This is a genomic window from Rhodobacter sp. SY28-1, assembly GCF_005222785.1.
GTDB lineage: Bacteria > Pseudomonadota > Alphaproteobacteria > Rhodobacterales > Rhodobacteraceae > Tabrizicola.
Genome location: NZ_STGH01000001.1, coordinates 1,141,014 through 1,165,959, shown reverse-complemented (window position 1 = coordinate 1,165,959; position 24,946 = coordinate 1,141,014). Strand labels below are relative to the sequence as shown.

The window sequence follows — 24,946 nt, the reverse complement described above, 5'->3', positions numbered from 1 at the left end:
GACCTCACTCCTCCTCCGCATCCAGGAGTTCCATGTTGAGGCCGAGGCCCCGCACTTCCTTGACGAGAACGTTGAATGATTCCGGCACGCCGGCTTCGAAGTTGTCCTCGCCCTTGACGATCGACTCGTAGACCTTGGTCCGGCCTGCCACGTCGTCCGACTTCACCGTCAGCATTTCCTGCAGGGTGTAGGCGGCGCCGTAGGCTTCCAGGGCCCAGACCTCCATCTCGCCGAGACGCTGGCCACCGAACTGGGCTTTACCACCCAGAGGCTGCTGCGTGACCAGCGAGTACGGGCCGGTGGACCGGGCGTGCAGCTTGTCGTCGACCAGGTGGTGCAGCTTGAGCATGTACTTCACGCCCACCGTCACCTTGCGCTGGAACTGCTCACCCGTGCGGCCGTCGAAGACCACCGACTGGCCCGATGTGTCAAAGCCCGCGCGGGTCAGCGCGTCGTTGACATCGGCTTCCTTGGCGCCGTCGAAGACCGGGGTTGCAATCGGCACGCCCTTGGTCACGTTGCCCGCCAGTTCCAGGAACTCGTCCTCGTCGCGGCCCGCAAAGGCCTCTTCGTAGGTCTCGTCGCCGTAGGCCAGACGGACAGCCTCACGCACCGGGGTCATGTCGCCGGACCGGCGGTATTCCTTCAGCGCGTCGTCGATCTTCAGGCCCAGGCCGCGCGCGGCCCAGCCCATGTGGGTTTCCAGAATCTGACCGACGTTCATCCGCGACGGCACGCCGAGCGGGTTCAGAACGAGGTCGACCGGAGTGCCATCGGCCAGGAAGGGCATGTCTTCCATCGGCACGACCTTGGAGATGACGCCCTTGTTGCCGTGACGGCCGGCCATCTTGTCGCCCGGCTGCAGCTTGCGCTTCACCGCGACGAAGACCTTGACCATCTTCATCACGCCCGGAGGCAGGTCGTCGCCACGGCGCACCTTTTCGACCTTGTCGTCGAAGCGGTGATCGAGAGCACGCTTCTGCGCTTCGTACTGGTCGTGCAGCGCTTCGACTTCCTTGGCGTCGTTCTCTTCGCCCAGGGCCAGCTGCCACCACTGGCCGCGCGAAAGCGTGCCCAGAAGTTCGTCGTCGATGGTCGACCCGGCCTTGATGCCCTTCGGCCCCTTCACGGCGGTCTTGCCCATGATCAGGGTCTTGAGGCGCGCGTAGATGTTGCGTTCCAGGATCGCGAGTTCGTCGTCGCGGTCGCGGGCGAGGCGTTCGACTTCCTCACGCTCGATCTGCAGGGCGCGTTCGTCCTTGTCGACGCCGTGGCGGTTGAAGACGCGGACTTCCACGATGGTGCCATAGGCGCCCGGGGGCAGCCGCAGCGAGGTGTCGCGGACGTCCGAGGCCTTTTCCCCGAAGATGGCGCGGAGGAGTTTCTCTTCCGGCGTCATCGGGCTTTCGCCCTTCGGGGTGATCTTGCCGACCAGGATGTCGCCCGGCTGAACCTCGGCCCCGATGTAGACGATGCCCGCTTCGTCGAGGTTGCGCAGGGCTTCCTCGCCGACGTTCGGGATGTCGCGGGTGATTTCTTCCGGCCCGAGTTTCGTATCCCGGGCGGCGACTTCATATTCCTCGATGTGGATCGAGGTGAAGACGTCGTCGCGCAGGATGCGTTCCGAGATCAGGATCGAGTCTTCGTAGTTGTAGCCGTTCCACGGCATGAAGGCGACGACCACGTTCCGGCCAAGGGCCAGTTCGCCCATGTCGGTGCAGGGGCCGTCGGCCACCACTTCGCCGCGCTTCACCACGTCGCCCACCTTCACCAGCGGGCGCTGGTTGATGCAGGACGACTGGTTCGACCGCTTGAACTTGCGCAAACGGTAGATGTCGACGCCCGGCTCACCGGGTTCCAGCATCTCGGTTGCGCGCACGACGATACGGGTCGCGTCGACCTGGTCAATCACGCCAGCCCGGCGGGCCATGATGGCGGCGCCGGAGTCACGGGCAACCACGGCCTCGATCCCGGTGCCCACGAACGGGGCATCGGATTGCAGCAAGGGAACCGCCTGACGCTGCATGTTCGAGCCCATGAGGGCGCGGTTGGCGTCGTCGTTTTCGAGGAACGGGATCAAGGAGGCCGCAACAGACACCAGCTGTTTCGGCGACACGTCGATGAGGTCCACCGAATCCGGCGGGTTCAGCATGAATTCCCCGGCCTTCCGGCTGGAGATGAGCTCTTCGGTGAAACGACCCTCGGCATCCTGGCCAGCGTTGGCCTGGGCGACGGTGTGGCGCATCTCTTCCGTGGCCGACATGTAGACGACCTCGTCGGTCACCTTGCCGTCGATCACCTTGCGGTACGGGGTTTCGATGAAGCCGTACTTGTTCACGCGGGCGAAGGTCGCCAGCGAGTTGATCAGGCCGATGTTCTGGCCTTCCGGCGTTTCGATCGGGCACATCCGGCCATAGTGGGTCGGGTGGACGTCGCGGACTTCAAAGCCTGCACGCTCACGGGTCAGACCGCCCGGCCCAAGGGCCGACAGGCGGCGCTTGTGCGTCACTTCGGACAGCGGGTTGGTCTGGTCCATGAACTGCGACAGCTGCGAAGAGCCGAAGAATTCACGCACCGCAGCGGCGGCGGGTTTCGCGTTGATCAGGTCCTGCGGCATGATCGTGTCGATTTCGACCGACGACATGCGTTCCTTGATCGCGCGCTCCATCCGCAGAAGGCCGACGCGGTACTGGTTTTCCATCAGCTCGCCGACCGACCGGACGCGGCGGTTGCCGAGGTGGTCGATGTCGTCGATCTCGCCCTTGCCGTCGCGCAGTTCGGTCAGCGCCTTGACGCAGGCGATGATGTCCTCGCGATCCAGCGTGCGCTGGGTGTCCGGCTTGTCGAGGTCGAGGCGCATGTTCATCTTGACCCGGCCGACGGCCGAGAGGTCATAGCGTTCCTTGTCGAAGAACAGCGTGTCGAACAGCTGCGACGCGGCTTCCACGGTCGGCGGCTCGCCCGGGCGCATCACGCGGTAGATGTCCATGAGCGCGGTGTCGCGGCCCATGTTCTTGTCCACCGCCATCGTGTTGCGGATGTAGGGGCCGACATTGACGTTGTCGATGTCGAGAACCGGGATGTCGGTGATGCCCTGGTCCAGAAGGACCTTCACCGTGCCGCCCTTGACTTCGCCGTCGCGGTCCAGTTCCCAGGTCAGCTCGTCACCGGCTTCGACCCAGATCTCGCCGGTTTCCTCGTTGATGATGTCCTTGGCGACATAGCGCCCGAGGATGTGGTCGAAGGGGACCAGAAGCTCGGTGACCGTGCCCTCGTCCTTCCACTTCTTGACCATCCGCGGCGTGGCCTTTTCGCCCGCTTTCAGGATGACTTCCCCGGTGGCCGCATCGACCAGGTCATAGGTCGGGCGGGTGCCCGAAACGCGCTGCGGGAAGAACTTGGTGACCCAGCCCTTGTTCTTCACATAGCGGAAGTTGATGGTTTCGTAGTAGGCATCCATGATGCCTTCCTGGTCCATGCCCAGCGCATAAAGCAGCGTCGTCACCGGCAGCTTCCGGCGGCGGTCGATGCGGGCGAAGACGACGTCCTTGGCGTCGAATTCAAAGTCCAGCCACGAGCCGCGGTACGGGATGATGCGGCAGGCGAAGAGAAGCTTGCCCGAGGAATGGGTCTTGCCCTTGTCGTGGTCGAAGAACACGCCGGGCGAACGGTGCATCTGGCTGACGATGACCCGCTCGGTCCCGTTCACAACGAAGGTGCCGTTCGACGTCATCAGGGGCATGTCGCCCATGTAGACGTCCTGTTCCTTGATGTCCTTGACCGACCGGGCCCCGGTGGTTTCATCGACATCGAACACGATCAGGCGCAGCGTCACCTTCAGGGGTGCCGCATAGGTCATGTCGCGCTGCTGGCATTCGTCCACGTCGTACTTGGGCTTTTCCAGCTCGTACTTGACGAACTCCAGGACCGAGGTCTCGTTGAAGTCCTTGATCGGGAACACCGACTGGAATGTGCCCTGGATGCCTTCGCCGTCCAGCGGCTTGTCGCTGTCGCCGGACCGCAGGAACAGGTCGTAGGAGGATTTCTGAACCTCGATCAGGTTCGGCATCTCCAGAACTTCGCGGATTTTGCCGAAGTAGCGGCGGACACGTTTCTGGCCAACATAAGCTTGCGCCATGTTTGTCTCATACCTTTCATTTTTCGCTGGCACACCACCCGTCGGGCCACGGGCGCGCACCGCTTGCGAAGAGACCGTCAGGGTTCCATTCGTGCCGCCCGTCCCGAAGGGTGGCTCCCGAACCCGACGCGTCTTGGAAGAGGCTTATCGCCCAAGCCCCTTCCAAGACGCGCATGGCTGGGACCGAATTCCTCGGCCCCAGCCCTGCTGTTCTACGGGGTTGCCCCCGAAGTCCGATTACTTCAGCTCGGCCTTGGCGCCAGCTTCTTCGAACTTCTTCTTCATCGCCTCGGCGTCGGCTTTCGAGACGCCTTCCTTGATCTTGCCGCCAGCTTCGGTCAGGTCCTTGGCTTCCTTGAGGCCAAGGCCCGTCAGTTCGCGGACGACCTTGATCACGTTGATCTTGTTCGCACCGGCGTCGGTCAGGACGACGTCGAACTCGGTCTTTTCTTCTTCAGCTGCAGCAGCCGGGCCAGCAGCCGGACCAGCCATCATCACAGCGCCGCCAGCGGCGGGCTCGATGCCGTACTTGTCCTTCAGGATGGTCTTCAGTTCCTGAGCTTGCAGGAGGGTCAGACCGACGATCTCTTCGGCGAGTTTGTTCAGATCAGCCATTTTTCAGTTCCGTTTGTTAAGATGGGTTCCAACGGTGCGGTATCAACCACGACCGGGATGAAAGGATCAGGCCGCAGCCTTTTCCTCGATGGTCGACAGGATGCTCGCGATGTTCGAAGCAGGCGCACCAATGGCCCCGGCGATGTTCGAAGCGGGCGCACCGATGCACGACACGATCTGAGCGATAAGCTCTTCACGCGACGGCATGGAAGCGACAGCCTTGACACCGGCCTGGTCCAGAACCGTTTCGCCCATTGCCCCGCCAATGATGACGAACTTGTCGTTCGTCTTGGCGTAGGCGTCGCAGACCTTGGCCGCAGCCACGGGGTCTTCCGAGAAGGACAGAACGGTCATGCCCGTGAGCAGGTCACCCATCTTTGCAGCGGGCTTCCCTTCAAGGGCGATCTTGGCGAGCGTGTTCTTGGCAACGCGAACGGACCCACCCACGTCGCGAAGCTTCGCGCGCAGGTCCTGCATCTGTGCAACCGTCATCCCGGTGTAGTGGGCAACCACCACAACGCCAGAGCTTTCGAAGATCTGGCCGAGTTCCTCGACCACTTTCTCTTTCTGGGCTCTATCCACAGTTTCACTCCAAGGTTGGGGTTTCCCCCGGCTCATGTTTGCCCCCTTGCAGGGGCGTCGGGTCCGTAACGGTTCCCGAAACCAAGACCGCCCGAAGGCGCCTTCAATCTCGTTCCCCATCTCGGGCAGGATTTATGGTGTTTGCGCACCACCCACCGTCTCGGACAGAACCGGGCCGAGAGACATGTCTCATGGCCCGGGTAGTCTCCCGGTCACCCGGGAATTCTGGCTTACGCCTGGGTCGCCGAAGCGATGTCGACCGACACGCCCGGGCCCATGGTCGAGGACAGCGACACCTTCTTCAGGTAGGTGCCCTTGGCGCCCGACGGGCGGGCCTTGGACACCGCGTCCACGAAGGCGCGGATGTTCTGGGCCAGCTTCGCCTCGTCGAACGAGACCTTGCCGACACCCGCGTGCACCACGCCGGCCTTTTCGACCTTGAACTGGACCTCACCGCCCTTGGCGCCTTCGACGGCCGTTTTCACGTCCATCGTCACGGTGCCGACCTTCGGGTTCGGCATCAGGTTGCGCGGCCCGAGGATCTTGCCCAGACGGCCGACGAGCGGCATCAGGTCCGGGGTCGCGATGCAACGGTCGAAGTTGATGTTGCCCTGCTGGATCGATTCCATCAGGTCTTCCGCACCGACGATGTCCGCACCGGCGGCCTTGGCTTCGTCAGCCTTGGCGCCACGGGCGAAGACGGCGACGCGGACGGTCTTGCCGGTACCGTTCGGCAGGGCGACCACACCACGGACCATCTGGTCGGCGTGACGCGGGTCAACACCCAGGTTCATCGCGATTTCAACCGTCTCGTCGAACTTGGCCGAAGCCGCGCCCTTGATCAGCTTCACCGCGTCTTCGACGGTGATGTTCGCCTTGCCAGCGAAGGCTTCGTTCGCCTTGGCGACGCGCTTTGCAATCTTTGCCATGGTGCTCAGCCCTTCACTTCGATGCCGCAGGACTTGGCCGAGCCGAGGATGATCTGCATCGCAGCTTCCACGGAATTGGCGTTCAGGTCCTTCATCTTGGTCTCGGCGATCTTGCGCAGCTGGGCCGCGGTGATCGTGCCAGCGACTTCACGGCCCGGCTTGGTCGAACCCTTGGCGCGCGAACGCTTCCCGACAGCCGGAAGGCCAGCAGCCTGCTTGATCAGGAACGAGGCCGGAGCCGTCTTCAGCTCGAGGCTGAAGGACTTGTCCTGGTAGTAGGTGATGATGACGGGCGTCGGGGTACCCGGCGGGATGTCGGCGGTCTTCGCGTTGAATTCCTTCACGAAGGCCATGATGTTCAGGCCGCGCTGACCCAAGGCCGGACCGACCGGGGGCGACGGGTTGGCCTGCTGGGCCTTCACTTGCAGCTTGAGGCTGCCGATAATCTTCTTGGCCATCTGGCCTTCTCCTTTGTCACTGCACCCTGGGGTGCGGTTTAGTGGTTCGGTCCGTCACCCTTGCGGGCGCTCGCCTCCCACGCGATGCACTCAGGCCCCTTTCGAGACCTGGGTGAATTCCAGTTCGACGGGCGTCGCCCGGCCGAAGATCGACACGGTGACCTTCAGGCGGCTGTGCGCCTCGTCCACATCCTCGACCATGCCCGAGAAGCCCTCGAACGGGCCGTCGGTAACCTGCACCGTTTCGCCGATGTCGAAGCGGATCAGGTTGCGCGGTGCTTCGAGGCCTTCCTCGACGCGGTTCAGGATCGCGTTCACTTCGCCGTCGCGCATCGGCATCGGCTTGCCCTGCGGGCCCAGAAAGCCGGTGACGCGGTTGATCGACGAGATCAGGTGGTAGCCGCGGTTCGACATTTCCATGTGGACCAGCACATAGCCCGGCATGAAGCGGCGTTCCGAAGTGACCTTCTTGCCGCGCCGGACCTCGATGACCTCTTCGGTCGGGACCAACACTTCGTCGATCTCTTCCTCAAGCCCCGCATCGGCGACGGCGGTCTTGATCTGCTCGGCCACCTTCTTCTCGAAGTTCGAGAGAACGCTTACCGAATACCAGCGCTTCGCCATAATGCCTGCTTCCTTGCTGCCCGGGCCATTCGGCCCATCTTCATCTTCGCCCGGAACAAAAAACAGCGCGCACCCCGAATCGATGCGCGCCGGTGTCCCTTTGGTTGGCGCGGGGTCTACCCCCTGCACGGTCCCAATTCAAGAGGGAAAGGCGATCAGGCGCCGATGATGTAGGTCAGCACCGTGCGGATACCAAGATCGACAAGGCTGAAGAAGGTCGCAGCCAGCGCCGACAGGATGAAGACCATCAGCGTGGTCAACAGCACCTCGCGCCGGGTGGGCCAGACCACCTTGGCGACTTCGGCGCGGACCTGCTGGAGGAACTGAAGGGGGTTCGTGGTCGACATGGGGATTCCGGGCTTGGGTTCGCAGGGGGAGATACGGGGTTCGGCCGGGGATTTCAAGCCGCGCCGGGAAATCGGGCGATCAAACGCGCGATCCGACCCCTGAAAATGGCGGCGCCCCCCATGCGGGACGGGCATGGGGGGCGCACAGGACAGGCGGCGGGGGGCCGCCGGTCTTTACTTCAGGCGGCTGACGACGCCTTCGGCAAACACGTCAACCAGACGGGTGTAGGCTTCGTTGGTGTCGGTCGACAGGACCACGGTCATGCCCTCGGGCACCACGACCTTCGCGTTTTCCAGCGAGGTGGTCAGCTCGTAGCCGTCGGCGTTCGAGTTGTCGGTGTCGTCCTTGACGGTGACCTGACCGACCAGGACCGCATCGCCCAGGTTCAGCTCGCGCTGGAGCGCATTGGCGAGTTCGACTTCGCGGATGTCGACGATGATCTGCGCACCATCGACCCTTCCGTTCTCGTCCGGCGTCACTTCCTCGGTCACCAGCCGGTCAACCAGACGCGCAGCGAGCGCGTTTTCCAGGTCGGCTTCCAGGTTCGCCCAGTAGGCTGCGGCTTCCTCGTTCTGAACGGCGCTCAGGTCGACCTGCACGTCGATCTTGGCAACCTTTTCCACGCCCGCGAAGGCGGGGATGGACAGCAGCGAGACAAGGGCACCGGCGGCCGCACCAGCGGCAAGGTTACGGGATTTCAGCATGATCTTCTCCGTTTCAAAGCAATCGTGTTGCTGAATACGGAACGCCCGAACCGTTGATCCGGTTCCCGCGCGGGCTGTGCAACGGCGCTGCCAAGCCGGGACGGGAGGGACGGGGGGGATGGCAGGGGCAGCAGGGCTCGAACCCGCGACCTACGGTTTTGGAGACCGTCGCTCTACCAGCTGAGCTATACCCCTACGCGAGCGACGGGTTACGGCAGGCCGCGCGGGAGGTCAAGGGATTCTCTCGCGCTGTCTGCCAGGTCGCCCGTCGCTGCGGTCAGTCCCCGGGCCGCAGGGCCTCAAGGGCCGCAATGTCGGGCTGCAACAGCGCGGGAACGGCAGCCCGGATGCGGTCAGGTGGCCAGTCCCACCAGGCCAGCGCCAGCAGCCTTTCCGCGATCCCGGCAGCAAACCGCGGGCGGATCAGGCGGGCCGGGTTGCCCGCGACGATGCTGTAAGGCGCGACATCACGCGTCACGACCGATCCCGCGCCGATGATCGCGCCGCTGCCGATGCGGACACCGGGCAGGATCAGCGCGCCATGGCCGATCCAGACGTCATGGCCGATCACCGTGTCGGGCAGGCCGGTGAAGCCCGCCTTGTAACCCTCGATGGTAGCGGGGTCGAAGACCGGGAAGGGAAAGGTGGTCAGCCCGTCCATCGCATGATTGGCCGAGGCGGTGATGAACCGCACGCCATGCGCGATCTGGCAGAACCGGCCGATGACCAGCGTCTCGGGCGCGCCGGGGTAAAGGTAGGGCGCCAGCCGCGCCGCCCAATTCTTGGGCGGGTCAAAGTCGTTGGCGTAGGTGAAGTCGCCGATGCGGATGTTCGGGTGGTCGATCACCTGGTTCAGGTGGACCATATCCGGCAGCACGGTGCCATCGGACAGCACCAGGGGATGCGTTTGGTTGGGATCAAGCGGCATGTCAGGACCTTTCATGAACGGTTCGCGGAACGGTTCAGGCAGTCAGGTCCATGTCAGCCTCCTGTTGCGGGTCCTTGCTTTTAGCACAGTGCAGTGACGGGCAAAAGACACGCTTGTCTTGCGCTGTGACCGATCCAGCTTGGTCCTTGGCCGGAAGAGGAGCCAACATGCCAAAGATGCGCAAGAAATCGGACCTGCCTGTCAAGCTCTGCGCCGCTTGTGGCCTGCCTTTCACCTGGCGCAAGAAATGGGAACGGGACTGGGAGACAGTCCGGTTCTGTTCGGATCGCTGCCGGAAGGCGGGTCCGAAGCGGGAGGCGGAGGCTCCTCGTGCGACGTCGTCCTCTCCTCGCGCCAGTTGAGACTGCGGCGCGTGACAAGGTCATCGAGGAGCGCACTGGAAAGCTGCGGCGCGGTTGCCTAGTCTCGCGGCAGGAGGTCGCCGTGCAGACAGGGACAGACATCGTCGCCGAGTTCGCAGCACGGCCCTGGGCGGCTGTGACACTGGCCGATCTCGGCCCCGCCGCGCGCGTCCCCACGATGCTGACGCCCGAGGAATCGCAGCTTTATCACTGGCTGGGTCGCCGGGTGCAGGGCGACGGCGCGGTGGTGGACCTTGGCGCCTACGCCGGCGGATCGGCGGCGCGGCTTCTGTCGGGGCTTGCCGCCGCCGGGCGGGCGAACCCGGTCCACAGCTACGACCGCTTCCGCTCCTCGCGCGCGTTCTGGGCCAGGTTCATGCCCGACGAACCCCTGCCCGAGGCCGATGACGCCGACCTTCTGCCGGTGGTGCGGCGGCATCTGGCACCCTGGGGCGATCAGGTGGTGCTGCATGTCGGTGACATCGGCGACAAGCAGTGGGCGGGCGGGCCGATCGAGATCCTGTCGGTCGACGCCGCCAAGGGCTCGGGCATGGCTGACCATATTGCCGCAGAGTTCTTTCCGATGCTGGTGCCGGGCCGGTCTGTCGTGGTGCAGCAGGATTACCTGATGGCGGTGCAGCCCTGGCTTTGCGCCCAGATGGTCGGGATGCGGGACCAGTTCCAGCCCCTGGCGCATGTGCCGAAAGTGGGGCTGGTGTTCCTGTGCGTGGCCCCGGTGACCAGGGCGGCGCTGGCGGGAGGTCGGGTGCATGACCTGACCGATGGCAAGCTGATGCAGCGCGTCCGCGCGGCGGCGGACTGGCACGAGGGGATGGTGCCACGCGGCCGGTTCAAGGCGATGCTGGAACAGATCAAGGCCCATCCGGGGGTGCGGCTGGGCTGGCAGATGAAACAAGCGGCTGCGCAGCCGAAGGGCTAGGACGACTTCTTCACATATTGGCACAGGATCACGATCTGCTGCCCGTTGACCCGGCCCTCGATCTGATCGGCATTGTCCGGCACCAGCCGGATGCCTCGTACCGCCGTGCCACGCTTGGCGACCATGGAACTGCCCTTGACGGGCAGGTCCTTGATCAGCGTCACCGTATCGCCCGCGGCAAGGCGCACACCGTTTACATCGCGATGCTCCACCGCGGGGACGACACTTTCACCCGCCATGGCGCGCGCCAGAACCTCGGGATCAAGATAGACCGTTTCCAGAAGATCGGCGGCCCAGGCCTCGCCCGGCAAGGCCTGCAAGAGGCGCCAGGCCGCGATCTGGGTGCCCGGGTCCTCGGACCAGACCGCATCGCCCAGGCAGCGCCAGCGCGGGCCGGGGATGATGTCACCGGACAGGGCCGCAGCACAGACCGGGCAAAGCAGCGCGACATCCGCCCCGGGGGAAAGGGTGACGGGTTGGGCGTCGGGGGCAGCGCAGAGAACGCAGGCGGACATGAGGATGGCCTTTCAAACGAAAAAGGCGCGCGGGGTGCCGCGCGCCTTCTGGATGCCTTGATCCGATCGCGCCCTACGCGATGATTTTCGAGACGACGCCTGCGCCGACGGTGCGGCCGCCTTCGCGGATGGCGAAGCGCAGCTTCTCTTCCATCGCGATCGGGGCGATCAGTTCCACGACGAACTTCAGGTTGTCGCCCGGCATCACCATCTCGGTGCCTTCCGGCAGCTGCACGGTCCCGGTCACGTCCGTCGTCCGGAAGTAGAACTGCGGACGGTAGTTCGCGAAGAACGGGGTGTGGCGGCCGCCTTCTTCCTTGGTCAGGATGTAGGCCTCGGCTTCGAACTTGGTGTGCGGCTTGACCGAGCCGGGCTTGCACAGCACCTGGCCACGTTCCACGCCGTCACGGTCCACGCCGCGCAGGAGCGCGCCGATGTTGTCGCCCGCCTCACCGCGATCCAGGAGCTTGCGGAACATCTCGACGCCGGTGCAGACCGACTTCTTGGTGTCGCGGATGCCGACGATCTCGACTTCGTCACCGACGTTGATCACGCCACGCTCGACCCGGCCGGTCACGACGGTGCCGCGGCCCGAGATCGAGAACACGTCTTCGATCGGCATCAGGAAGGGCTGGTCCACGGCACGCGCCGGGGTCGGGATGTATTCGTCCACGGCCTTCATCAGCGCGCGGATCGAATCCTCGCCGATTTCCTTCGACTCGCCGATCATCGCCTGGTGGGCCGAGCCCTTGATGATCGGGATGTCGTCGCCCGGGTATTCGTAGGACGACAGCAGTTCGCGCACTTCCATCTCGACCAGTTCGAGAAGTTCGGCGTCATCCACCAGGTCGACCTTGTTCATGTAGACGACCATGTAGGGGATGCCGACCTGACGGCCGAGCAGGATGTGCTCACGCGTCTGCGGCATCGGGCCGTCGGACGCAGCCACGACCAGGATCGCGCCGTCCATCTGGGCGGCACCGGTGATCATGTTCTTGACGTAGTCGGCGTGGCCGGGGCAGTCGACGTGGGCGTAGTGACGGTTCTCGGTCTCGTACTCGACGTGGGCGGTCGAGATCGTGATGCCACGAGCCCGCTCTTCCGGAGCGCCGTCGATCTGGTCATAGGCGCGGAATTCGCCGAAATACTTGGTGATCGCCGCGGTCAGCGTCGTCTTGCCATGGTCAACGTGACCGATGGTCCCGATGTTAACGTGCGGTTTATTCCGTTCAAACTTTGCCTTCGCCATCGCGTTATCCGCCCTTGTCCAGATCGGGCCCGTCGGGGACCCGAGATTACACGGGCGGCGACTTAGCCCGTGGGACGGGGAAATTCAAGCCTGATTGGCCGGAAGGCCGGGGGTGCGGCATGCCTGCGCTTTGCCGCCGCGCAAGGCTGCCCTATCTTCATCACATCATGCTCGACGCCCCCGCCCCCCTGCCCGCCCGCGTGGCGCTTCACACCGAACCCATGGGGGTCTGGGCCAGCTTCCGCGCCGCACAGCGCAACGTGCTGGAACTGATCCCGGAAGTGGCGACGCGGGTGCCGATCCTGTCGGGCCGGACGGGCAAGCGCTGGCACATGCTGATGGACCCGGACGGGCTGAAGCAGGTCCTGCGCGACCGCGTGGAAAGCTATCCGAAGTCAGTTGTCACCAAGCTGATCCTGGAACCCGCCATCGGCGACAGCCTGTTCGTGGCCGAGGGCGCGCAGTGGATGTGGCAGCGCCGGACGGCGGCGCCGGTCTTCTCGCACCGCAATGTGTCCGCCTTGGGCCCAGTGATGACGGCTGCGGCGGAACGGTCGGTCGCGCGGTTGGACAAGGCGGTGGGCCGGGCGGCGGATCTTTTTGAGGAGATGGTGACGGCGACCTTCGAGGTGATAGCGGATGTCACCTTCTCGGACGGCACCGGCTTTGACCGGGGCGCAGTGCATGCCGCCATCGAACAGTATATCGCCGAAACCGCGAAGGTGTCGCTGTTGGACGTCCTCGGCGCCCCGCCCTGGGTGCCGCGCCCGAACCGGCTGTTCACCGGGTCCGCCATGCGCGAGACGAAGCGGCTTGCCGACCGTGCCATCGAGGCGCGCAAGGCCGAGGGTGGGAAGACCCCGCCGGACCTTCTTGACCTCCTGATGGCCGGGTCGGACCCGGAAAGCGGGCGGCAGATGACGACGTCCGAACTCCGCGATAACCTCCTCACTTTCATCGTTGCGGGGCACGAGACGACGGCGCTGACCCTGTCCTGGGCGCTTTACCTTTCCGCCTTCGATCAGGGGGTGCAAGCCGCCGCGCGGGCCGAGGCGCAGGCCGCCCTTGGCGACCGGGCGGCGACCGTGGCTGACCTGCCCCGACTGCCGCTGACCCGCCGGATCGTGGACGAGGCGCTGCGGATGTATCCCCCGGCGGCCTTCCTGTCGCGCACCGCAATGGCCGCCGACACCCTTTGCGGCCGCGAGGTCCGGCCCGGCGATACGGTGATCCTGCCGATCTATGCGCTGCACCGGCATCGCCTCTTGTGGGAGGACCCCGACGCCTTCCGCCCAGACCGCTTCGCCGACCCGAAGGCCGTCCCACGCTTCCAGTACCTGCCCTTCGGCGACGGCCCCCGCATCTGCATCGGGGCGTCGTTTGCGTTGCAAGAGGCCGTGATCGTGCTGGCCACCCTGCTGGCGCACTTCCGGTTCACCCCGATCCCGGGGAAGGAACCGAAACCGGTGATGATCCTGACGCTGCGGCCGCAGGGTGGGGTCTGGCTGAAGGTGGAGCGGGCCTGACTATCCATGTTATGGCGCGACGCACCGGCGAGTGGTAGACTGGTCACCTGATTGACTTGGAGAAGTGCCATGAAAGTCGATGGCCGGTGTCATTGCGGCCACATCACGTTCGAGGCCGAAGTCGACCACGACAGGGTCCTGCTCTGTCATTGCAGCGATTGCCAGACCTTGTCGGGGACAGCGTTCCGGGTCGTCGCCCAGTCGGTACCGCGCACCTTCAGATTGCTTTCAGGCAGCCCTCGCATCTATCGCAAGACCGCAGACAGCGGACAGCAGCGCGAACAGGCGTTCTGTCCGGACTGCGGCACGCCGATCTACTCGGCGCCAGTTGCGCCCGAGCCCCGCGCCCTCGGACTGCGGGTCGGCGCCCTTCGGCAGCGCGCCGAGCTGGTTCCCCGCATGCAGCTTTGGGTCCGGTCGGCGCCGGGCTGGCTTTCAGACATTGGGGCAATCCCCAGCCACGAAACGCAACCTGCATTCGGGGCAGACGGCAGCTTCCGCAAGTGACCAGGGTCAGGTGAACCGATTGTCCCTCGGGAACCCGCGCGGGGCCATCTTGCCGGCGCTGGCGCGCGCGCCGGTCCATTCCAGAAGGTCAGTCTCGGTCCGGGTGCGCCCGGCGGGGTCCTTCCACGACAGACCCTCGGCCTTCACGAAGGTGATCGCATCCGATAGCCCGCCGTCCTTGTACTTCTGCAACCGGACGCCCTTGCCCTTGGCCATCTCCGGCAGCTCGTCCAGCGGAAAGACCAGCATTTTCCGGTTGTCGCCCACCACCGCGACCATGTCCCCCGCCACCGCGACGCAAACGGCGGTCTTGACCCCGTCCCGCACCGTCAGCACGGCCTTCCCGGCCTTGGTCTGGGCGAGAAGCTCCTCGGACGGCACGATGAACCCGTCGCCGGCGCTGGAGGCCAGCAGGTACTTCTGGCCAGGCCGGTAAATCAAAAGATCGGTGATCCCGGTGTCGTTCGGCAGGTCCACCATCAGGCGCACCGGTTCACCCATTCCGCGCCCGCCCGGCAGGTTCGCGCCCAGCAGCGTGAAGAACCGCCCATTCTCGGCCACCAGCAGGATCTTGTCCGTCGTCTCGGCATGGAAGGCAAAGCGCGGGCCGTCGCCGTCCTTGAACTTCTGTTCCGCCGCCAGATCGACATGGCCCTTCATCGCCCGGATCCAGCCCATCTTCGAGCAGATGACGGTGATCGGCTCGCGGTCGATCATCGCCTCGTAGGGGATCTCCTCGATTTCAGTGGCATCGGCAAACTGGGTGCGCCGAGCACCAAGGGCGGTGCCCTTCCCGTAGAGCTTCCGGACCTCGTCCAGTTCCTTGCCGATGCGCTTCCACTGACGGCGCTCGCTGTCCAGCAGGTCGGCGAGGTCGGCGCGTTCCTTGGCCAGAGCGTCACGCTCGGCGTTCAGCTCCATCTCCTCCAGCCGCCGCAAGCTGCGCAGCCGCATGTTCAGGATCGCTTCGGCCTGCACCTCGGTCAGCACACCCTGCCCCTTGGCAGGCGGCCGGTAGTCCTTTTCCGACGTCGCGCGGATGTGCGATTTCGACCAGTCCTCGGCCATCAGTGCGGCTTTGGGGTCGTTGTCATATCGGATAATGTCAATCACGCGGTCGAGGTTCAGGAAGGCGATCAGAAGCCCTTCCAGCACCTCCAGCCGCGCGTCGATCTTCTCAATCCGGTGGAGCGAGCGCCGCCGCAGCACGTCCCGCCGATGGTCAAGGAAGGCGCGCAGCACTTCTTTCAGCGAACAGACCTTCGGCACCTTGCCGTCGATCAGCACGTTCATGTTCAGCGAGAAGCGCACCTCAAGGTCCGAGTTCTTGAACAGGCTTCCCATCAGCACGTCCGGATCGACGTTGCGGGCACGGGGTTCCAGGATCAGGCGGATGTCCTCGGCGCTTTCGTCCCGGACATCGGCCAGGAGGGGAACCTTCTTGATCTGGATAAGCTCGGCCAGCTTTTCGATCAGCTTGGATTTCTGGACCTGAAACGGGATCTCGGTGACGACGATCTGCCACGTCCCGCGGCCCAGATCCTCGACCTCCCACTTCGCGCGGGTGCGGAAGGCGCCGCGCCCCGTGCGATAGGCCTCAAGGATACTGTCGCGCGGTTCCACGATCACCCCGCCCGTCGGAAAATCCGGGCCGGGGATCAGCTGGACCAGCGCCTCGTCCGTCAATGAAGGATCGGCGAGCAGCGCCTGACAGCCGTCGATCAGCTCATCCAGGTTATGCGGAGGGATGTTCGTCGCCATCCCGACCGCGATACCACTGGAACCATTGGCCAGAAGGTTCGGGAAGGCGGCGGGCAGCACCACCGGTTCTTCCAGACGGCCATCGTAGTTCGGGCGGAAATCGACGGCGGTTTCGTCGATGCCTTCCATCAGCGCCTCGGCAGCAGCCGTGACGCGGGCCTCCGTATAGCGGGACGCCGCCGGGTTATCCCCGTCGATGTTGCCGAAGTTGCCCTGCCCGTCGACCAGCGGGTAGCGCATGTTGAAATCCTGCGCCAAACGCGCCATCGCGTCGTAGATCGCGGCATCCCCGTGCGGGTGGAAATCCCCCATCGTGTCGCCAGAAATCTTGGCCGATTTCAGGAAGCCCCCCGTCGGCGTCAGCCGCAGCCGCCGCATCGCCCAGAGGATTCGCCGGTGCACCGGCTTCAGCCCGTCGCGCGCGTCCGGCAAGGCGCGGTGCATGATGGTCGACAGCGCATAGGTCAGATACCGCTCACCGATCGCGCGGGACAGCGGTTCGGCGGTTGTCAGGCCCTCTGGGCCCTCGATCTTGGGCTCGTCATCATCTGCGCTCATGCATGTTGTGTAGGGAAAACATGGTCACGGGTCCAGATGGCAAACTCGCCCTCTGGAACCATCTCTATGCTTGTGCATTTTTCCTGCACTCCCACCCGGCGCCTGTGCTAAGAGGGCCGAAAGAGAAAGACGGATTCCAGATGCTGCGCTTGACGCTTATTTTGTGTGCCGGCCTGTTTGCCGCCCTAATGATTGCTGGGGAGGACCGCGGCCAGATGCGGCCGGGCCTGGCCGAAGCTGCCGCACGGAAGGCCGCCGATGGTCCTGATTCGGCTGTGCCGACCGCAGAGACCGAGGCAGTGACCGTCGTCGCAGCAGCTCCGGCCGCCAAACCCGAGGTTGCAGAACCCGTGGCCAATCCCGCAGTCGCTGACCCCGCCCCGGTGGTCGCGCGTGCCGAGCCCGAACCCTATGTCGAACCGGAACGCACGCTGGTCACAGAGATCGAGGAGCCGGTCTTTTCGCTGTCCTCGGTCGGCAACGAAACCGTTCCCGAAGCGCCCGCCCCGCAAGCAGCCCCCGAAGTCGTCGACGGTGGGACGGGGACAATCTGGTACGTCGTGGCCAATTCGGTGAACGTCCGCGCCGAACCTTCGACCGACGCGGAAGTGCTGGGCAAGCTTGGGTCCGGCGAGGCAACTCTTCTGGTGCAGGCGGTCAATGACGAATGGGCGCGGATCGTGATCCAGGGCGACGGGGTGGAAGGCTTCGTCGCGATGCGCTACCTGAGCCCCGAGGCCCCCTGAGGGGCTCTTGCCGCTCGGGAGCCCCTGATGACCCAACGTTCGATCCTGATCACCGGATGCTCTTCGGGCATCGGTCTGGATGCGGCACGCACGCTTCATGCGCGGGGCTGGCGGGTCTTTGCGACCTGTCGGCAAGAGGCGGATTGTGACCGGCTGCGTGCCGAGGGGCTGGAAAGCTTCCGCCTGGACTATGCCGATGAAGACAGCATCGCCGCCGCCGTGGCCGAGGTCGTCGCGCGGACCGGGGGCACACTGGATGCGCTGTACAACAACGGTGCCTTCGCCTGCCCCGGCGCGGTCGAGGACCTGCCACGCGGCGCCTTGCGGGCAATCTTCGAAACCAACCTTTTCGGCTACCACGACCTGACCCGCCGGGTGATCCCGCTGATGCGGGCGCAGGGCCACGGGCGGATCATCAACTGTTCCTCGGTCCTCGGCCTTGTCGGCATGACCTGGCGCGGGGCCTATGTCGCGACCAAGTTCGCGATGGAAGGCCTGACCGACGTGTTGCGGATCGAGATGCGCGGGACGGGGATAGAGGTGATCCTTATCGAACCCGGCCCCATCGCCACCAGGATCCGTGAAAATGCGGTGCCGCATTTCGAGAAGTGGGTGGACTGGGAAAACTCCGCCCGGCGCGAGCAGTATGTCTCCTTGCGCGGTCGGCTTTACGACAAGAAGGTCAAGAAGGACACGTTCGAGCTTGGCCCCGAGGCGGTCACGCAGAAGCTGATCCATGCGCTGGAAGCCAGCCGCCCGAAGGCGCGCTACTATGTGACGACACCCACCTATCTGATGGGCGTTGCCCGCCGCATCCTGCCGACCCGCGCGCTGGACTGGCTGATCGCCAAGGGCTAAGCGCCAGATTCTGCGCCGGGAAATCGCTATCCGCTACAGACGCGCGGCCTCGGCATGCAGATTGTCGACCAGCGCCTGATCCAGGTTCATCCGCGCCGCCAGCATCGCGAGATACCCTTTCTCCGCCGGGTTCGCCTCATCCACCACCAGAAGCGAGGCCGTGTACAGCTGAGCCGCCTCCGCCTCTGACCCGGCCAGCGCGGCGATCCGCCCCACGTCCAGCGGTGCGTCAAGTTCCGCCCGGATCAGGTCGTTGGCATCGGCCCCAAGGCCAAGAACGTCCAGCTGCTGGTCAATCGCGGCCCGCTCGGCCTCTGACACCTCGCCATCGGCCTTGGCCGCCGCGATCATCGCCTGCAGCATGTGCGTCGCGAGATCGTCCGCCTCTGCGCCCTCCACGGGGTTGAAGGCGCTTCCCTCCGGCGCAGGCAGGGCCGTCGCCTCGGTGCCGCCCGACCGGCCCGCCTTCCAGTCCTCATAGGCCTTGTAGGCCAGCCCACCGATGGCCGCCATGCCGCCGATCTTGAGCCCGGTCCCCAGCATGCGCCGCCCGCCCCGCGTCAGAAGCACGCCCAGAAGCCCCCCGGCAATCGCACCCTTGCCCAGGGTCGACTGGTTGTTCCAGGCCGCTTTCGCCTTGTCGGTCAGGCCGTTGGCGCCCTGCCCCCCGGTCATCTGGTTGAGACCGCCCACGAGGTTGTCCAACAGGGATTTCGCGTTCAGCATCCTGACCTCCTACCTTTGACGCGCGGAGTATGCGGCCCGTCCTGCAACGCCGCAATGACAGCGCGGGGGTCCGGCCAACTGCCGCCTACGCCACCCCCCAGCCCCCGCCGCCGGGGGTCCGCATCTCGAACACCGCACCCTCAGGCAGATCGCGTTCGTCGTTACCGTCCAGCTTTTCGACCCGTCCGTCCGGCCAGTGCACCAGGTTTTCACCCACCGCCCCCGGCCCACCGCCGGCACCTCCGAAAGGCGCAATCTTGCGGCTGCCGCACAGCGTCGTAACCGTTACCGACGCCAGGAACCGGAGCTTCCGCACCGCCCCGTCGCCACCCCGCCACTGCCCCGCCCCGCCCGAGCCCTTGCGAATCCCGAACGCCTCCAGCCGCACCGGGAACCGCTTTTCCAGCACCTCGGGGTCGGTCATCCGGGTGTTGGTCATGTGGCTTTGCACCGCGTCACATCCGGCAAAGCCCGGCCCCGCCCCGGTGCCCCCGGCGATGGTCTCATAGTTCTGGAACCAGTCATTGCCCCAGATGAAGTTGTTCATCGTCCCCTGTGCCGCCGCGACCACCCCCAGCGCACCATACAGCGCGTTGCAGGCCGACTGGCTGACCTCAGTATTCCCCGCGATCACCGCCGCCGGGGCGCGCGGGTTCAAAAGCGTCCCCTCCGGCACGATGATATCCAAGGGCTTAAGGCAGCCCTCGTTCAGCGGAATGGCCTTCCCGACCAAAGTGCGGAACACATACAGCACCACCGCCCGCGTCACCGCCTGCGGGGCATTGTAGTTCCCGGAATGCTGCGCACTCGTCTCAGTGAAATCGATTTTCGCTGATCGAGCGCTGCGGTCCACGGTGACCCGCACCACAATCTCCGCCCCGATATCCATCGGATAGCGGAAGGCCCCATCCGACAGCCGGTCGATCACCGCGCGCACGCATTCCTCGGCGTTTCGCTGCACATGGCCCATGTAGGCCGCGACCACCTCGGCCCCGTGCAGGGCCACAACCCGCAACAGCTCGCGCCGCCCGGTTTCGTTCGCCGCAATCTGCGCCTTCAGGTCGGCCATGTTCTGGTCCGGCGACCGGCAGGGCCAACGGCCTGACCCCAGCAGAGCCCGCGTCTCCACCTCTTGCAGCACACCGGCCCGGACCAGCGGGAAAAGGTCGATCAGCACGCCCTCCTCCTCGATCGTCGTGCTGTCCGGCGGGCCGGAGCCTGGCGTGCGACCGCCAATGTCGGCGTGGTGACCGCGCGAGCCCAGCCAGAAGGCGGGCCTGCCGTCCACAAAGACCGGGGTGATGACCGTCACGTCGGGAAGATGCGTCCCACCGTTCCAGGGCGAGTTCAGCATCCAGGCATCACCCTCGCGCGCTGTCGCGCCGACCGCCGCGATAACCGTCTTCACCGCGTGGGACATCGACCCCAGATGCACGGGCACATGCGGAGCGTTGGCGACCAGATCGCCCGCCGCATCGAAGATCGCGCAGGAAAAATCCAAGCGTTCCTTGATGTTGACCGACCAGGCCGTGTTGGCCAGCGTCGCGCCCATCTGGTCGGCCACCGACATGAACAGGTTGTTGAACACCTCCAGCAGAACCGGATCTGCCTCGGTTCCCGCTGCCGGGGGGCGGGCAATGGCGGTCACCCGGCCCAGGATCAGGTTGGCCTGCGCATCGACGGTCGCCTCCCAACCTGGCTCGACGATCACGGTTCCCGTCGCCTCCGAGATCACGGCGGGACCACTGATCCGGGTAGCTGTGCCGCAGGCGTCGCGCCGGTAAAGCGGCACGTCCTGCCATTGGCCGCCTGCCCAGACGGGCAGTTGCCCTTCCGGCGTTCCGGCCCCCAATGCCGGTGCCATGTCGGGAAGGTCAGCCCCGCCGCCCTCGGCCTCGACCGCCAGTATCTCGAACAGAAGTGCGCGCTCGGGCGAGGTAAATCCAAACCGCGCCTGATGCGCTGCGGCAAAGGCATCCGCCATGGCAGCGGCTTCGTCAAATGGAACCGGCAGTGACTGGTGCTGGCCCTCATAGCGCAGATGCGCGGTCCGGGTCACGGCAGGCGCGGCCACCCCTTGCGCCGCGAGTTCGGCGACCGCCTCCGCGGCAAGGGCCTCGATCCGTTTGCGGGCCTCAACCAACGCGGAAAGCGGGGCATCGAACTGGGCCTCCCGCAGCACCCGCAGTTGCGCCAGACCCATTCCGAAGGCCGACAGGACGCCCGCCTGTGGATGGATGAAAACGGTTTTCATTCCCAAAGCATCGGCGACGCCGCAGGCATGTTGCCCCCCGGCGCCACCAAAGCACTGCAGCGCGTAGCCCGTCACATCATGCCCGCGCTGGACACTGATCTTCTTTATCGCATTCGCCATGTTGTCGATGGCGATGCGCAGGAAGCCTTCGGCGATCACTTCGGGCGGGTCGCGTCGTCCCGTTATGGTCTCCACCTCTGCCGCAAGCGTCTGGAATCCCCTCCGCACCGCCTCGACATCCAGCGGCTGGTCGCCACCCGGGCCGAAGACCGCAGGGAAATGGGCAGGCGACAGCCGCCCCAGCATGACATTGCAATCGGTGATCGTCAGCGGCCCGCCCCGGCGATAGCTGGCCGGTCCCGGATTGGCCCCGGCACTTTCCGGTCCCACCTGGAAACGTCCGTCCCGGAAACTGCAGATCGACCCACCGCCCGCCGCGACGGTGTGGATGTCCATCATTGGCGCGCGCATCCGCACGCCTGCGACCTCGGTCTCGAACGATCGTTCATATTGGCCGGCATAATGGCTGACATCGGTCGAGGTCCCGCCCATGTCAAAGCCGATCAGCCGGTCAAATCCCGCAACCTGCGCGGTCCGCACCATGCCCACGATGCCCCCGGCCGGACCGGACAGGATGGCATCCTTGCCCTGGAACCGGCCCGCCTCAGTCAGCCCGCCGTTCGACTGCATGAACAGAAGCCGACCCGTTGCCCGGCCCATGTCCAGCGCGCCTTCGACTTGCGCCACATAGCGCCGCAGGATCGGCGACAGATAGGCATCAACCGCCGTCGTATCCCCCCGCGCGACCAGCTTGGCCAGACGAGAGACTTGATATGACAGGGAAATCTGGGTGAACCCCGCCGCACGGGCCAGCTCACCCACCCGTGCTTCATGCACCGGGTTCACATGGCCATGCATCAGCGCCACCGCCACTGCCGCGATGCCATCGGCGCGCGCCTTGGTCAAAGCATCAAGCACTGCGGCCTCATCCAGCGGGCGCACCTCCATCCCGTCGGCATCCAGCCGCCCAGGGATTTCGAACACCTGTTCGTAAATTAGATCCGGCCGTCTGATGTTCAGCGCAAAGAGATCCGGCCGCGCCTGCGTTCCGATCCGCAAGAGGTCACCGAAACCTTCGGTGATCAGAAGGGCAACACGCTCTCCCTTGCGCTCCAGCAGTGCATTTGTCGCAACGGTCGTGCCCATCTTCACCGCCGCAATTGCCCCGTCCGGGATCGGCTCACCTGGGCCGAGACCGAGACAGTCGCGGATGCCCTGCACCGCGGCGTCCGGATAGCGTTCGGGGTTTTCCGACAAGAGCTTTGCGGTGACCAGCCGACCGTCCGGAGACCGTCCCACCACATCGGTGAAGGTGCCGCCCCGGTCGATCCAGAATTCCCACGCCATGCCCTGTCCTCCTGCCACCCTTGGTGACGCCAGCCCCAGCAAGTTGCAAGCCGCTACCGCGCGCATTGGCCACAGGGCGACCGCTTGCCTTCCTGCGCGCCGCGACCGAACATCGGCCCATGCGCCCCTGGTCCTACCGCGACGACCCGGCCGTCCCGGCCTTCGACGACAGTGCCCTCGTCGCCGTGATGGACGCTGAATGCGCAATCTGCAGCTGGGGCGCGCGGATGATCCACCGGCTGGACCGCGCCGGAACCACCAGGATCTGCCCGATCCAGTCGCCGCTGGGCACGGCGCTCTTGCGCCACTACGGCCTTGACCCGCAGGACCCGGCGAGTTGGATGTTTCTTGACGAAGGCACCGCCCACAAGGATTTCGAGGCGGTCCTGCATGCCGGTCGCCGCTATGGCGGCTTCGGTCACCTGACCCTCGCCCTTCGCCTGATCCCGAGACCCCTGCGAGACTGGCTCTACCGCCGCCTCGCCCGCAACCGCTATCGCCTGTTCGGCCGCGCCGACCTCTGCGCCCTGCCTGACCCCGCCCTGCAGCGCCGCATCCTGCGATGAAGGTCCTGATCCTTGGCGGCACAGGAGTTTTCGGCGAACGCCTGGCCCGGCTTCTCGCCCGCGACGGCCACCAGATCACCATCGCCGCCCGTGGCCTGCCCGCCGCTCAGTCCCTTGCCGCCGAGTTGAACGCCACCGCCCTGCAGCTTGACCGAAAGGGAGACCTCTCCGCACTCCACGGCTATCAGGTCATCATCGACGCAGCCGGGCCCTTCCACGCCTACGGAGCCGACCCCTACCGCCTCGCCAAGGCCGCTCTCGCGGCTGGGAGCCACTACCTCGACCTTGCCGACAACGCCGCCTTCTGCGCCGGGATCACTGCGCTGGATGCCGAGGCCCGCACCGCGAACAAGGCCGCCATCTCCGGCCTCTCTTCGGTCCCCGCGATCTCCAGTGCCGCCGTCCGGGCGCTGGCCGGAACGGACTGCCCGCTTCACATCGACAGCGCGATCCTGCCCGGCAACCGCAGCCCCCGTGGCCTGTCGGTCATGGCCTCGATTCTTGCTCAGGCAGGCCGCCCATACCCGCTTTACAATGCGGGCCGATGGACCACCGTCCCCGGCTGGTCCGCCCCGCAGGACTACGCCCTCCTTGGTGGCCTGTCCCGGCAAGGCTGGCGGATCGAGGTGCCCGACACCCGCCTGTTCCCCGCCCATTTCGGCGCCGAGACCGTCGAATTCCGCGCAGGGTTGGAACTCGGCATCATGCGCTACGGCCTTGCCGCCTTCGCCACACTCCGCCGTGTGCTCCCCTTCCCCGTCACCGCCCCCCTGGTCCGCGCCTTCCGACTGGCTGCCGACCTTCTCGCCCCCTTCGGCACCGGGACCGGCGGCATGTCCGTCACCGTCACCACCGCCACCCACCGCCTCCGCTGGTCGCTTCTGGCCACGCATGGCGACGGCCCCTTCGTCCCCGCCATCGCAATCCGCGCCCTCCTGCGCCGACCGGACCTGCCCGTCGGCGCCACTCCCGCACTGGAGACCGTCACCCTCGACGAGATCGAGGCGGCACTTTCCGACCTGTCCATCCGCTGCGAACGCCAGTCCGAGACCCTGGACCCGATCTTCCCGCGCGTCCTTGGCCCGGCCTTCACCGCTTTGCCCAAGGCGATCCGCGCCACCCACCTGACCGCCGCAACCACTCGCTGGACCGGTCGGGCTTCGGTCACCCGGGGCACGCAGGCCTGGAGTCGACTGATAGCCACACTGTTCCGCTTCCCGGCAGCGTCCGAAGAGACCGAGGTTGAGGTCACCAAGACCGTCACGGCCCAGGGCGAAACCTGGACCCGCCGCTTTGGCACCCGAAGCTTCCAGTCCCACCTGAAGGCCACTCCGCAAGGCATGACCGAACGCTTCGGCCCCTTCACCTTCACGCTGGGCCTGACGGTCAAGGACGGCGCCTTGCATTACCCCGTTCTTGCAGGGCGCGTCGGCCCGATCCCGCTGCCCCGCTGGGCGCTTCCCGGGTCCGACACGCGCGAGCATGCCGAAAACGGCCGCTTCCATTTCGACGTCTGCCTGACGGCACCCCTGACTGGCGGGCTGATGGTCCACTACCGGGGAACGCTGTCCCCAAGCGCGCCCGAAGACCCATCACCACCAGGCTGAAGGTCCACCCAGGAATTTTCGTCGAAATTCTTGGGCTT

The 24,946-nt window shown here is 65.6% G+C and carries 22 protein-coding genes and 1 tRNA gene; 8 read left to right on the top strand and 15 right to left on the bottom strand.

Annotated elements, in window-relative coordinates; translation table 11 throughout:
* Positions 1-4 precede the first annotated feature (4 nt).
* From rpoB to E8M84_RS05585, 10 genes are all read right to left on the bottom strand, one after another.
* The gene (gene rpoB, locus E8M84_RS05630) at positions 5-4,138 is read right to left on the bottom strand and encodes a DNA-directed RNA polymerase subunit beta (protein WP_137110172.1); all 4,134 of its coding nucleotides are present in this window, start codon (positions 4,136-4,138) and stop codon (positions 5-7) included.
* Positions 4,139-4,375: 237 nt separating this feature from the next.
* Positions 4,376-4,753 carry a 50S ribosomal protein L7/L12 gene (rplL, locus tag E8M84_RS05625; RefSeq protein ID WP_137110171.1) on the bottom strand — a complete coding sequence of 126 codons (378 nt, stop codon included), beginning with the start codon at positions 4,751-4,753 and terminating at the stop codon, positions 4,376-4,378.
* Positions 4,754-4,819: 66 nt separating this feature from the next.
* Positions 4,820-5,335, bottom strand: coding sequence for a 50S ribosomal protein L10 (gene rplJ / locus E8M84_RS05620; protein WP_137110170.1), 516 nt, complete (start codon positions 5,333-5,335; stop codon positions 4,820-4,822).
* Positions 5,336-5,565: 230 nt separating this feature from the next.
* The gene (rplA, locus tag E8M84_RS05615) at positions 5,566-6,264 is read right to left on the bottom strand and encodes a 50S ribosomal protein L1 (RefSeq protein WP_137110169.1); all 699 of its coding nucleotides are present in this window, start codon (positions 6,262-6,264) and stop codon (positions 5,566-5,568) included.
* Between the two features lie 5 nt (positions 6,265-6,269).
* The gene (gene rplK / locus E8M84_RS05610; protein WP_137110168.1) at positions 6,270-6,722 is read right to left on the bottom strand and encodes a 50S ribosomal protein L11; all 453 of its coding nucleotides are present in this window, start codon (positions 6,720-6,722) and stop codon (positions 6,270-6,272) included.
* A 90-nt stretch (positions 6,723-6,812) separates the two neighbouring features.
* The gene (gene nusG / locus E8M84_RS05605; protein WP_137110167.1) at positions 6,813-7,346 is read right to left on the bottom strand and encodes a transcription termination/antitermination protein NusG; all 534 of its coding nucleotides are present in this window, start codon (positions 7,344-7,346) and stop codon (positions 6,813-6,815) included.
* Positions 7,347-7,501: 155 nt separating this feature from the next.
* Positions 7,502-7,693 (bottom strand): preprotein translocase subunit SecE, encoded by a 192-nt coding sequence (gene secE / locus E8M84_RS05600; protein ID WP_137110166.1) that lies wholly within the window; start codon positions 7,691-7,693, stop codon positions 7,502-7,504.
* Positions 7,694-7,867: 174 nt separating this feature from the next.
* The gene (locus E8M84_RS05595) at positions 7,868-8,398 is read right to left on the bottom strand and encodes a hypothetical protein (RefSeq protein WP_137110165.1); all 531 of its coding nucleotides are present in this window, start codon (positions 8,396-8,398) and stop codon (positions 7,868-7,870) included.
* A gap of 119 nt (positions 8,399-8,517) precedes the next feature.
* A tRNA-Trp gene (locus E8M84_RS05590) sits at positions 8,518-8,593 on the bottom strand.
* A gap of 82 nt (positions 8,594-8,675) precedes the next feature.
* Entirely contained in the window at positions 8,676-9,326 is a 651-nt protein-coding gene (locus E8M84_RS05585; RefSeq protein ID WP_137110840.1) for a CatB-related O-acetyltransferase, read from the bottom strand.
* Between the two features lie 167 nt (positions 9,327-9,493).
* On the opposite strand from E8M84_RS05585, the gene E8M84_RS05580 reads away from it, so the two are divergent.
* Entirely contained in the window at positions 9,494-9,688 is a 195-nt protein-coding gene (locus E8M84_RS05580) for a DUF2256 domain-containing protein (RefSeq protein WP_137110164.1), read from the top strand.
* An 82-nt stretch (positions 9,689-9,770) separates the two neighbouring features.
* Positions 9,771-10,628, top strand: a complete 858-nt coding sequence (locus E8M84_RS05575; RefSeq protein ID WP_137110163.1) for a class I SAM-dependent methyltransferase — start codon at positions 9,771-9,773, stop codon at positions 10,626-10,628.
* Here the strand turns inward: E8M84_RS05575 and E8M84_RS05570 are convergent.
* Both E8M84_RS05570 and tuf read right to left on the bottom strand, forming a co-directional pair.
* Complete coding sequence (locus tag E8M84_RS05570) at positions 10,625-11,143, bottom strand: alkylphosphonate utilization protein (RefSeq protein WP_137110162.1); 519 nt, start codon at positions 11,141-11,143, stop codon at positions 10,625-10,627. The two genes, E8M84_RS05575 and E8M84_RS05570, sit on opposite strands and share 4 nt — an antisense overlap.
* Positions 11,144-11,216: 73 nt before the next feature.
* Positions 11,217-12,392, bottom strand: a complete 1,176-nt coding sequence (gene tuf / locus E8M84_RS05565) for an elongation factor Tu (RefSeq protein ID WP_137110161.1) — start codon at positions 12,390-12,392, stop codon at positions 11,217-11,219.
* 167 nt (positions 12,393-12,559) lie between these two features.
* Here tuf and E8M84_RS05560 point away from each other — a divergent pair, with 167 nt between their 5' ends.
* On the top strand, positions 12,560-13,918 hold the full coding sequence (locus tag E8M84_RS05560; RefSeq protein WP_137110160.1) for a cytochrome P450: 1,359 nt from the start codon (positions 12,560-12,562) through the stop codon (positions 13,916-13,918).
* A gap of 69 nt (positions 13,919-13,987) precedes the next feature.
* Positions 13,988-14,425 (top strand): GFA family protein, encoded by a 438-nt coding sequence (locus tag E8M84_RS05555; protein ID WP_137110159.1) that lies wholly within the window; start codon positions 13,988-13,990, stop codon positions 14,423-14,425.
* 6 nt (positions 14,426-14,431) lie between these two features.
* Here E8M84_RS05555 and parC read toward each other — a convergent pair whose 3' ends face one another.
* Positions 14,432-16,744 carry a DNA topoisomerase IV subunit A gene (gene parC, locus E8M84_RS05550; protein WP_137110158.1) on the bottom strand — a complete coding sequence of 771 codons (2,313 nt, stop codon included), beginning with the start codon at positions 16,742-16,744 and terminating at the stop codon, positions 14,432-14,434.
* Between the two features lie 215 nt (positions 16,745-16,959).
* Here parC and E8M84_RS05545 point away from each other — a divergent pair, with 215 nt between their 5' ends.
* Positions 16,960-17,490, top strand: a complete 531-nt coding sequence (locus E8M84_RS05545; RefSeq protein ID WP_137110157.1) for an SH3 domain-containing protein — start codon at positions 16,960-16,962, stop codon at positions 17,488-17,490.
* 27 nt (positions 17,491-17,517) lie between these two features.
* On the top strand, positions 17,518-18,348 hold the full coding sequence (locus E8M84_RS05540; protein ID WP_137110156.1) for an SDR family oxidoreductase: 831 nt from the start codon (positions 17,518-17,520) through the stop codon (positions 18,346-18,348).
* Between the two features lie 33 nt (positions 18,349-18,381).
* On the opposite strand, the gene E8M84_RS05535 is transcribed toward E8M84_RS05540, so the two are convergent.
* Together E8M84_RS05535 and E8M84_RS05530 are read right to left on the bottom strand one after the other, a co-directional pair.
* On the bottom strand, positions 18,382-19,074 hold the full coding sequence (locus E8M84_RS05535) for a tellurite resistance TerB family protein (RefSeq protein ID WP_137110155.1): 693 nt from the start codon (positions 19,072-19,074) through the stop codon (positions 18,382-18,384).
* 85 nt (positions 19,075-19,159) lie between these two features.
* Positions 19,160-22,735 carry a hydantoinase B/oxoprolinase family protein gene (locus tag E8M84_RS05530; protein WP_137110154.1) on the bottom strand — a complete coding sequence of 1,192 codons (3,576 nt, stop codon included), beginning with the start codon at positions 22,733-22,735 and terminating at the stop codon, positions 19,160-19,162.
* 119 nt (positions 22,736-22,854) lie between these two features.
* On the opposite strand from E8M84_RS05530, the gene E8M84_RS05525 reads away from it, so the two are divergent.
* Together E8M84_RS05525 and E8M84_RS05520 are read left to right on the top strand one after the other, a co-directional pair.
* Complete coding sequence (locus tag E8M84_RS05525; protein WP_137110153.1) at positions 22,855-23,301, top strand: thiol-disulfide oxidoreductase DCC family protein; 447 nt, start codon at positions 22,855-22,857, stop codon at positions 23,299-23,301.
* On the top strand, positions 23,298-24,908 hold the full coding sequence (locus E8M84_RS05520) for an SDR family oxidoreductase (RefSeq protein ID WP_137110152.1): 1,611 nt from the start codon (positions 23,298-23,300) through the stop codon (positions 24,906-24,908). The genes E8M84_RS05525 and E8M84_RS05520 overlap by 4 nt, the downstream gene beginning before the upstream one ends.
* The last annotated feature ends 38 nt before the right edge of the window (positions 24,909-24,946 follow it).

Excerpts from the sequence above, each read along its gene's own strand:
- E8M84_RS05595 (WP_137110165.1), bottom strand. The coding sequence starts at position 8,398 with ATGCTGAAATCCCGTAACCTTGCCGCTGGTGCGGCCGCCGGTGCCCTT.
- E8M84_RS05545 (WP_137110157.1), top strand. The coding sequence starts at position 16,960 with ATGCGGCCGGGCCTGGCCGAAGCTGCCGCACGGAAGGCCGCCGATGGT.
- rplA (WP_137110169.1), bottom strand. The coding sequence starts at position 6,264 with ATGGCAAAGATTGCAAAGCGCGTCGCCAAGGCGAACGAAGCCTTCGCT.
- nusG (WP_137110167.1), bottom strand. The coding sequence starts at position 7,346 with ATGGCGAAGCGCTGGTATTCGGTAAGCGTTCTCTCGAACTTCGAGAAG.
- rplL (WP_137110171.1), bottom strand. The coding sequence starts at position 4,753 with ATGGCTGATCTGAACAAACTCGCCGAAGAGATCGTCGGTCTGACCCTC.
- E8M84_RS05525 (WP_137110153.1), top strand. The coding sequence starts at position 22,855 with ATGCGCCCCTGGTCCTACCGCGACGACCCGGCCGTCCCGGCCTTCGAC.
- E8M84_RS05535 (WP_137110155.1), bottom strand. The coding sequence starts at position 19,074 with ATGCTGAACGCGAAATCCCTGTTGGACAACCTCGTGGGCGGTCTCAAC.
- tuf (WP_137110161.1), bottom strand. The coding sequence starts at position 12,392 with ATGGCGAAGGCAAAGTTTGAACGGAATAAACCGCACGTTAACATCGGG.
- rpoB (WP_137110172.1), bottom strand. The coding sequence starts at position 4,138 with ATGGCGCAAGCTTATGTTGGCCAGAAACGTGTCCGCCGCTACTTCGGC.
- E8M84_RS05540 (WP_137110156.1), top strand. The coding sequence starts at position 17,518 with ATGACCCAACGTTCGATCCTGATCACCGGATGCTCTTCGGGCATCGGT.
- E8M84_RS05580 (WP_137110164.1), top strand. The coding sequence starts at position 9,494 with ATGCCAAAGATGCGCAAGAAATCGGACCTGCCTGTCAAGCTCTGCGCC.
- E8M84_RS05570 (WP_137110162.1), bottom strand. The coding sequence starts at position 11,143 with ATGTCCGCCTGCGTTCTCTGCGCTGCCCCCGACGCCCAACCCGTCACC.
- E8M84_RS05520 (WP_137110152.1), top strand. The coding sequence starts at position 23,298 with ATGAAGGTCCTGATCCTTGGCGGCACAGGAGTTTTCGGCGAACGCCTG.
- E8M84_RS05530 (WP_137110154.1), bottom strand. The coding sequence starts at position 22,735 with ATGGCGTGGGAATTCTGGATCGACCGGGGCGGCACCTTCACCGATGTG.
- E8M84_RS05560 (WP_137110160.1), top strand. The coding sequence starts at position 12,560 with ATGCTCGACGCCCCCGCCCCCCTGCCCGCCCGCGTGGCGCTTCACACC.
- E8M84_RS05585 (WP_137110840.1), bottom strand. The coding sequence starts at position 9,326 with ATGCCGCTTGATCCCAACCAAACGCATCCCCTGGTGCTGTCCGATGGC.
- E8M84_RS05555 (WP_137110159.1), top strand. The coding sequence starts at position 13,988 with ATGAAAGTCGATGGCCGGTGTCATTGCGGCCACATCACGTTCGAGGCC.
- secE (WP_137110166.1), bottom strand. The coding sequence starts at position 7,693 with ATGTCGACCACGAACCCCCTTCAGTTCCTCCAGCAGGTCCGCGCCGAA.
- parC (WP_137110158.1), bottom strand. The coding sequence starts at position 16,744 with ATGAGCGCAGATGATGACGAGCCCAAGATCGAGGGCCCAGAGGGCCTG.
- rplK (WP_137110168.1), bottom strand. The coding sequence starts at position 6,722 with ATGGCCAAGAAGATTATCGGCAGCCTCAAGCTGCAAGTGAAGGCCCAG.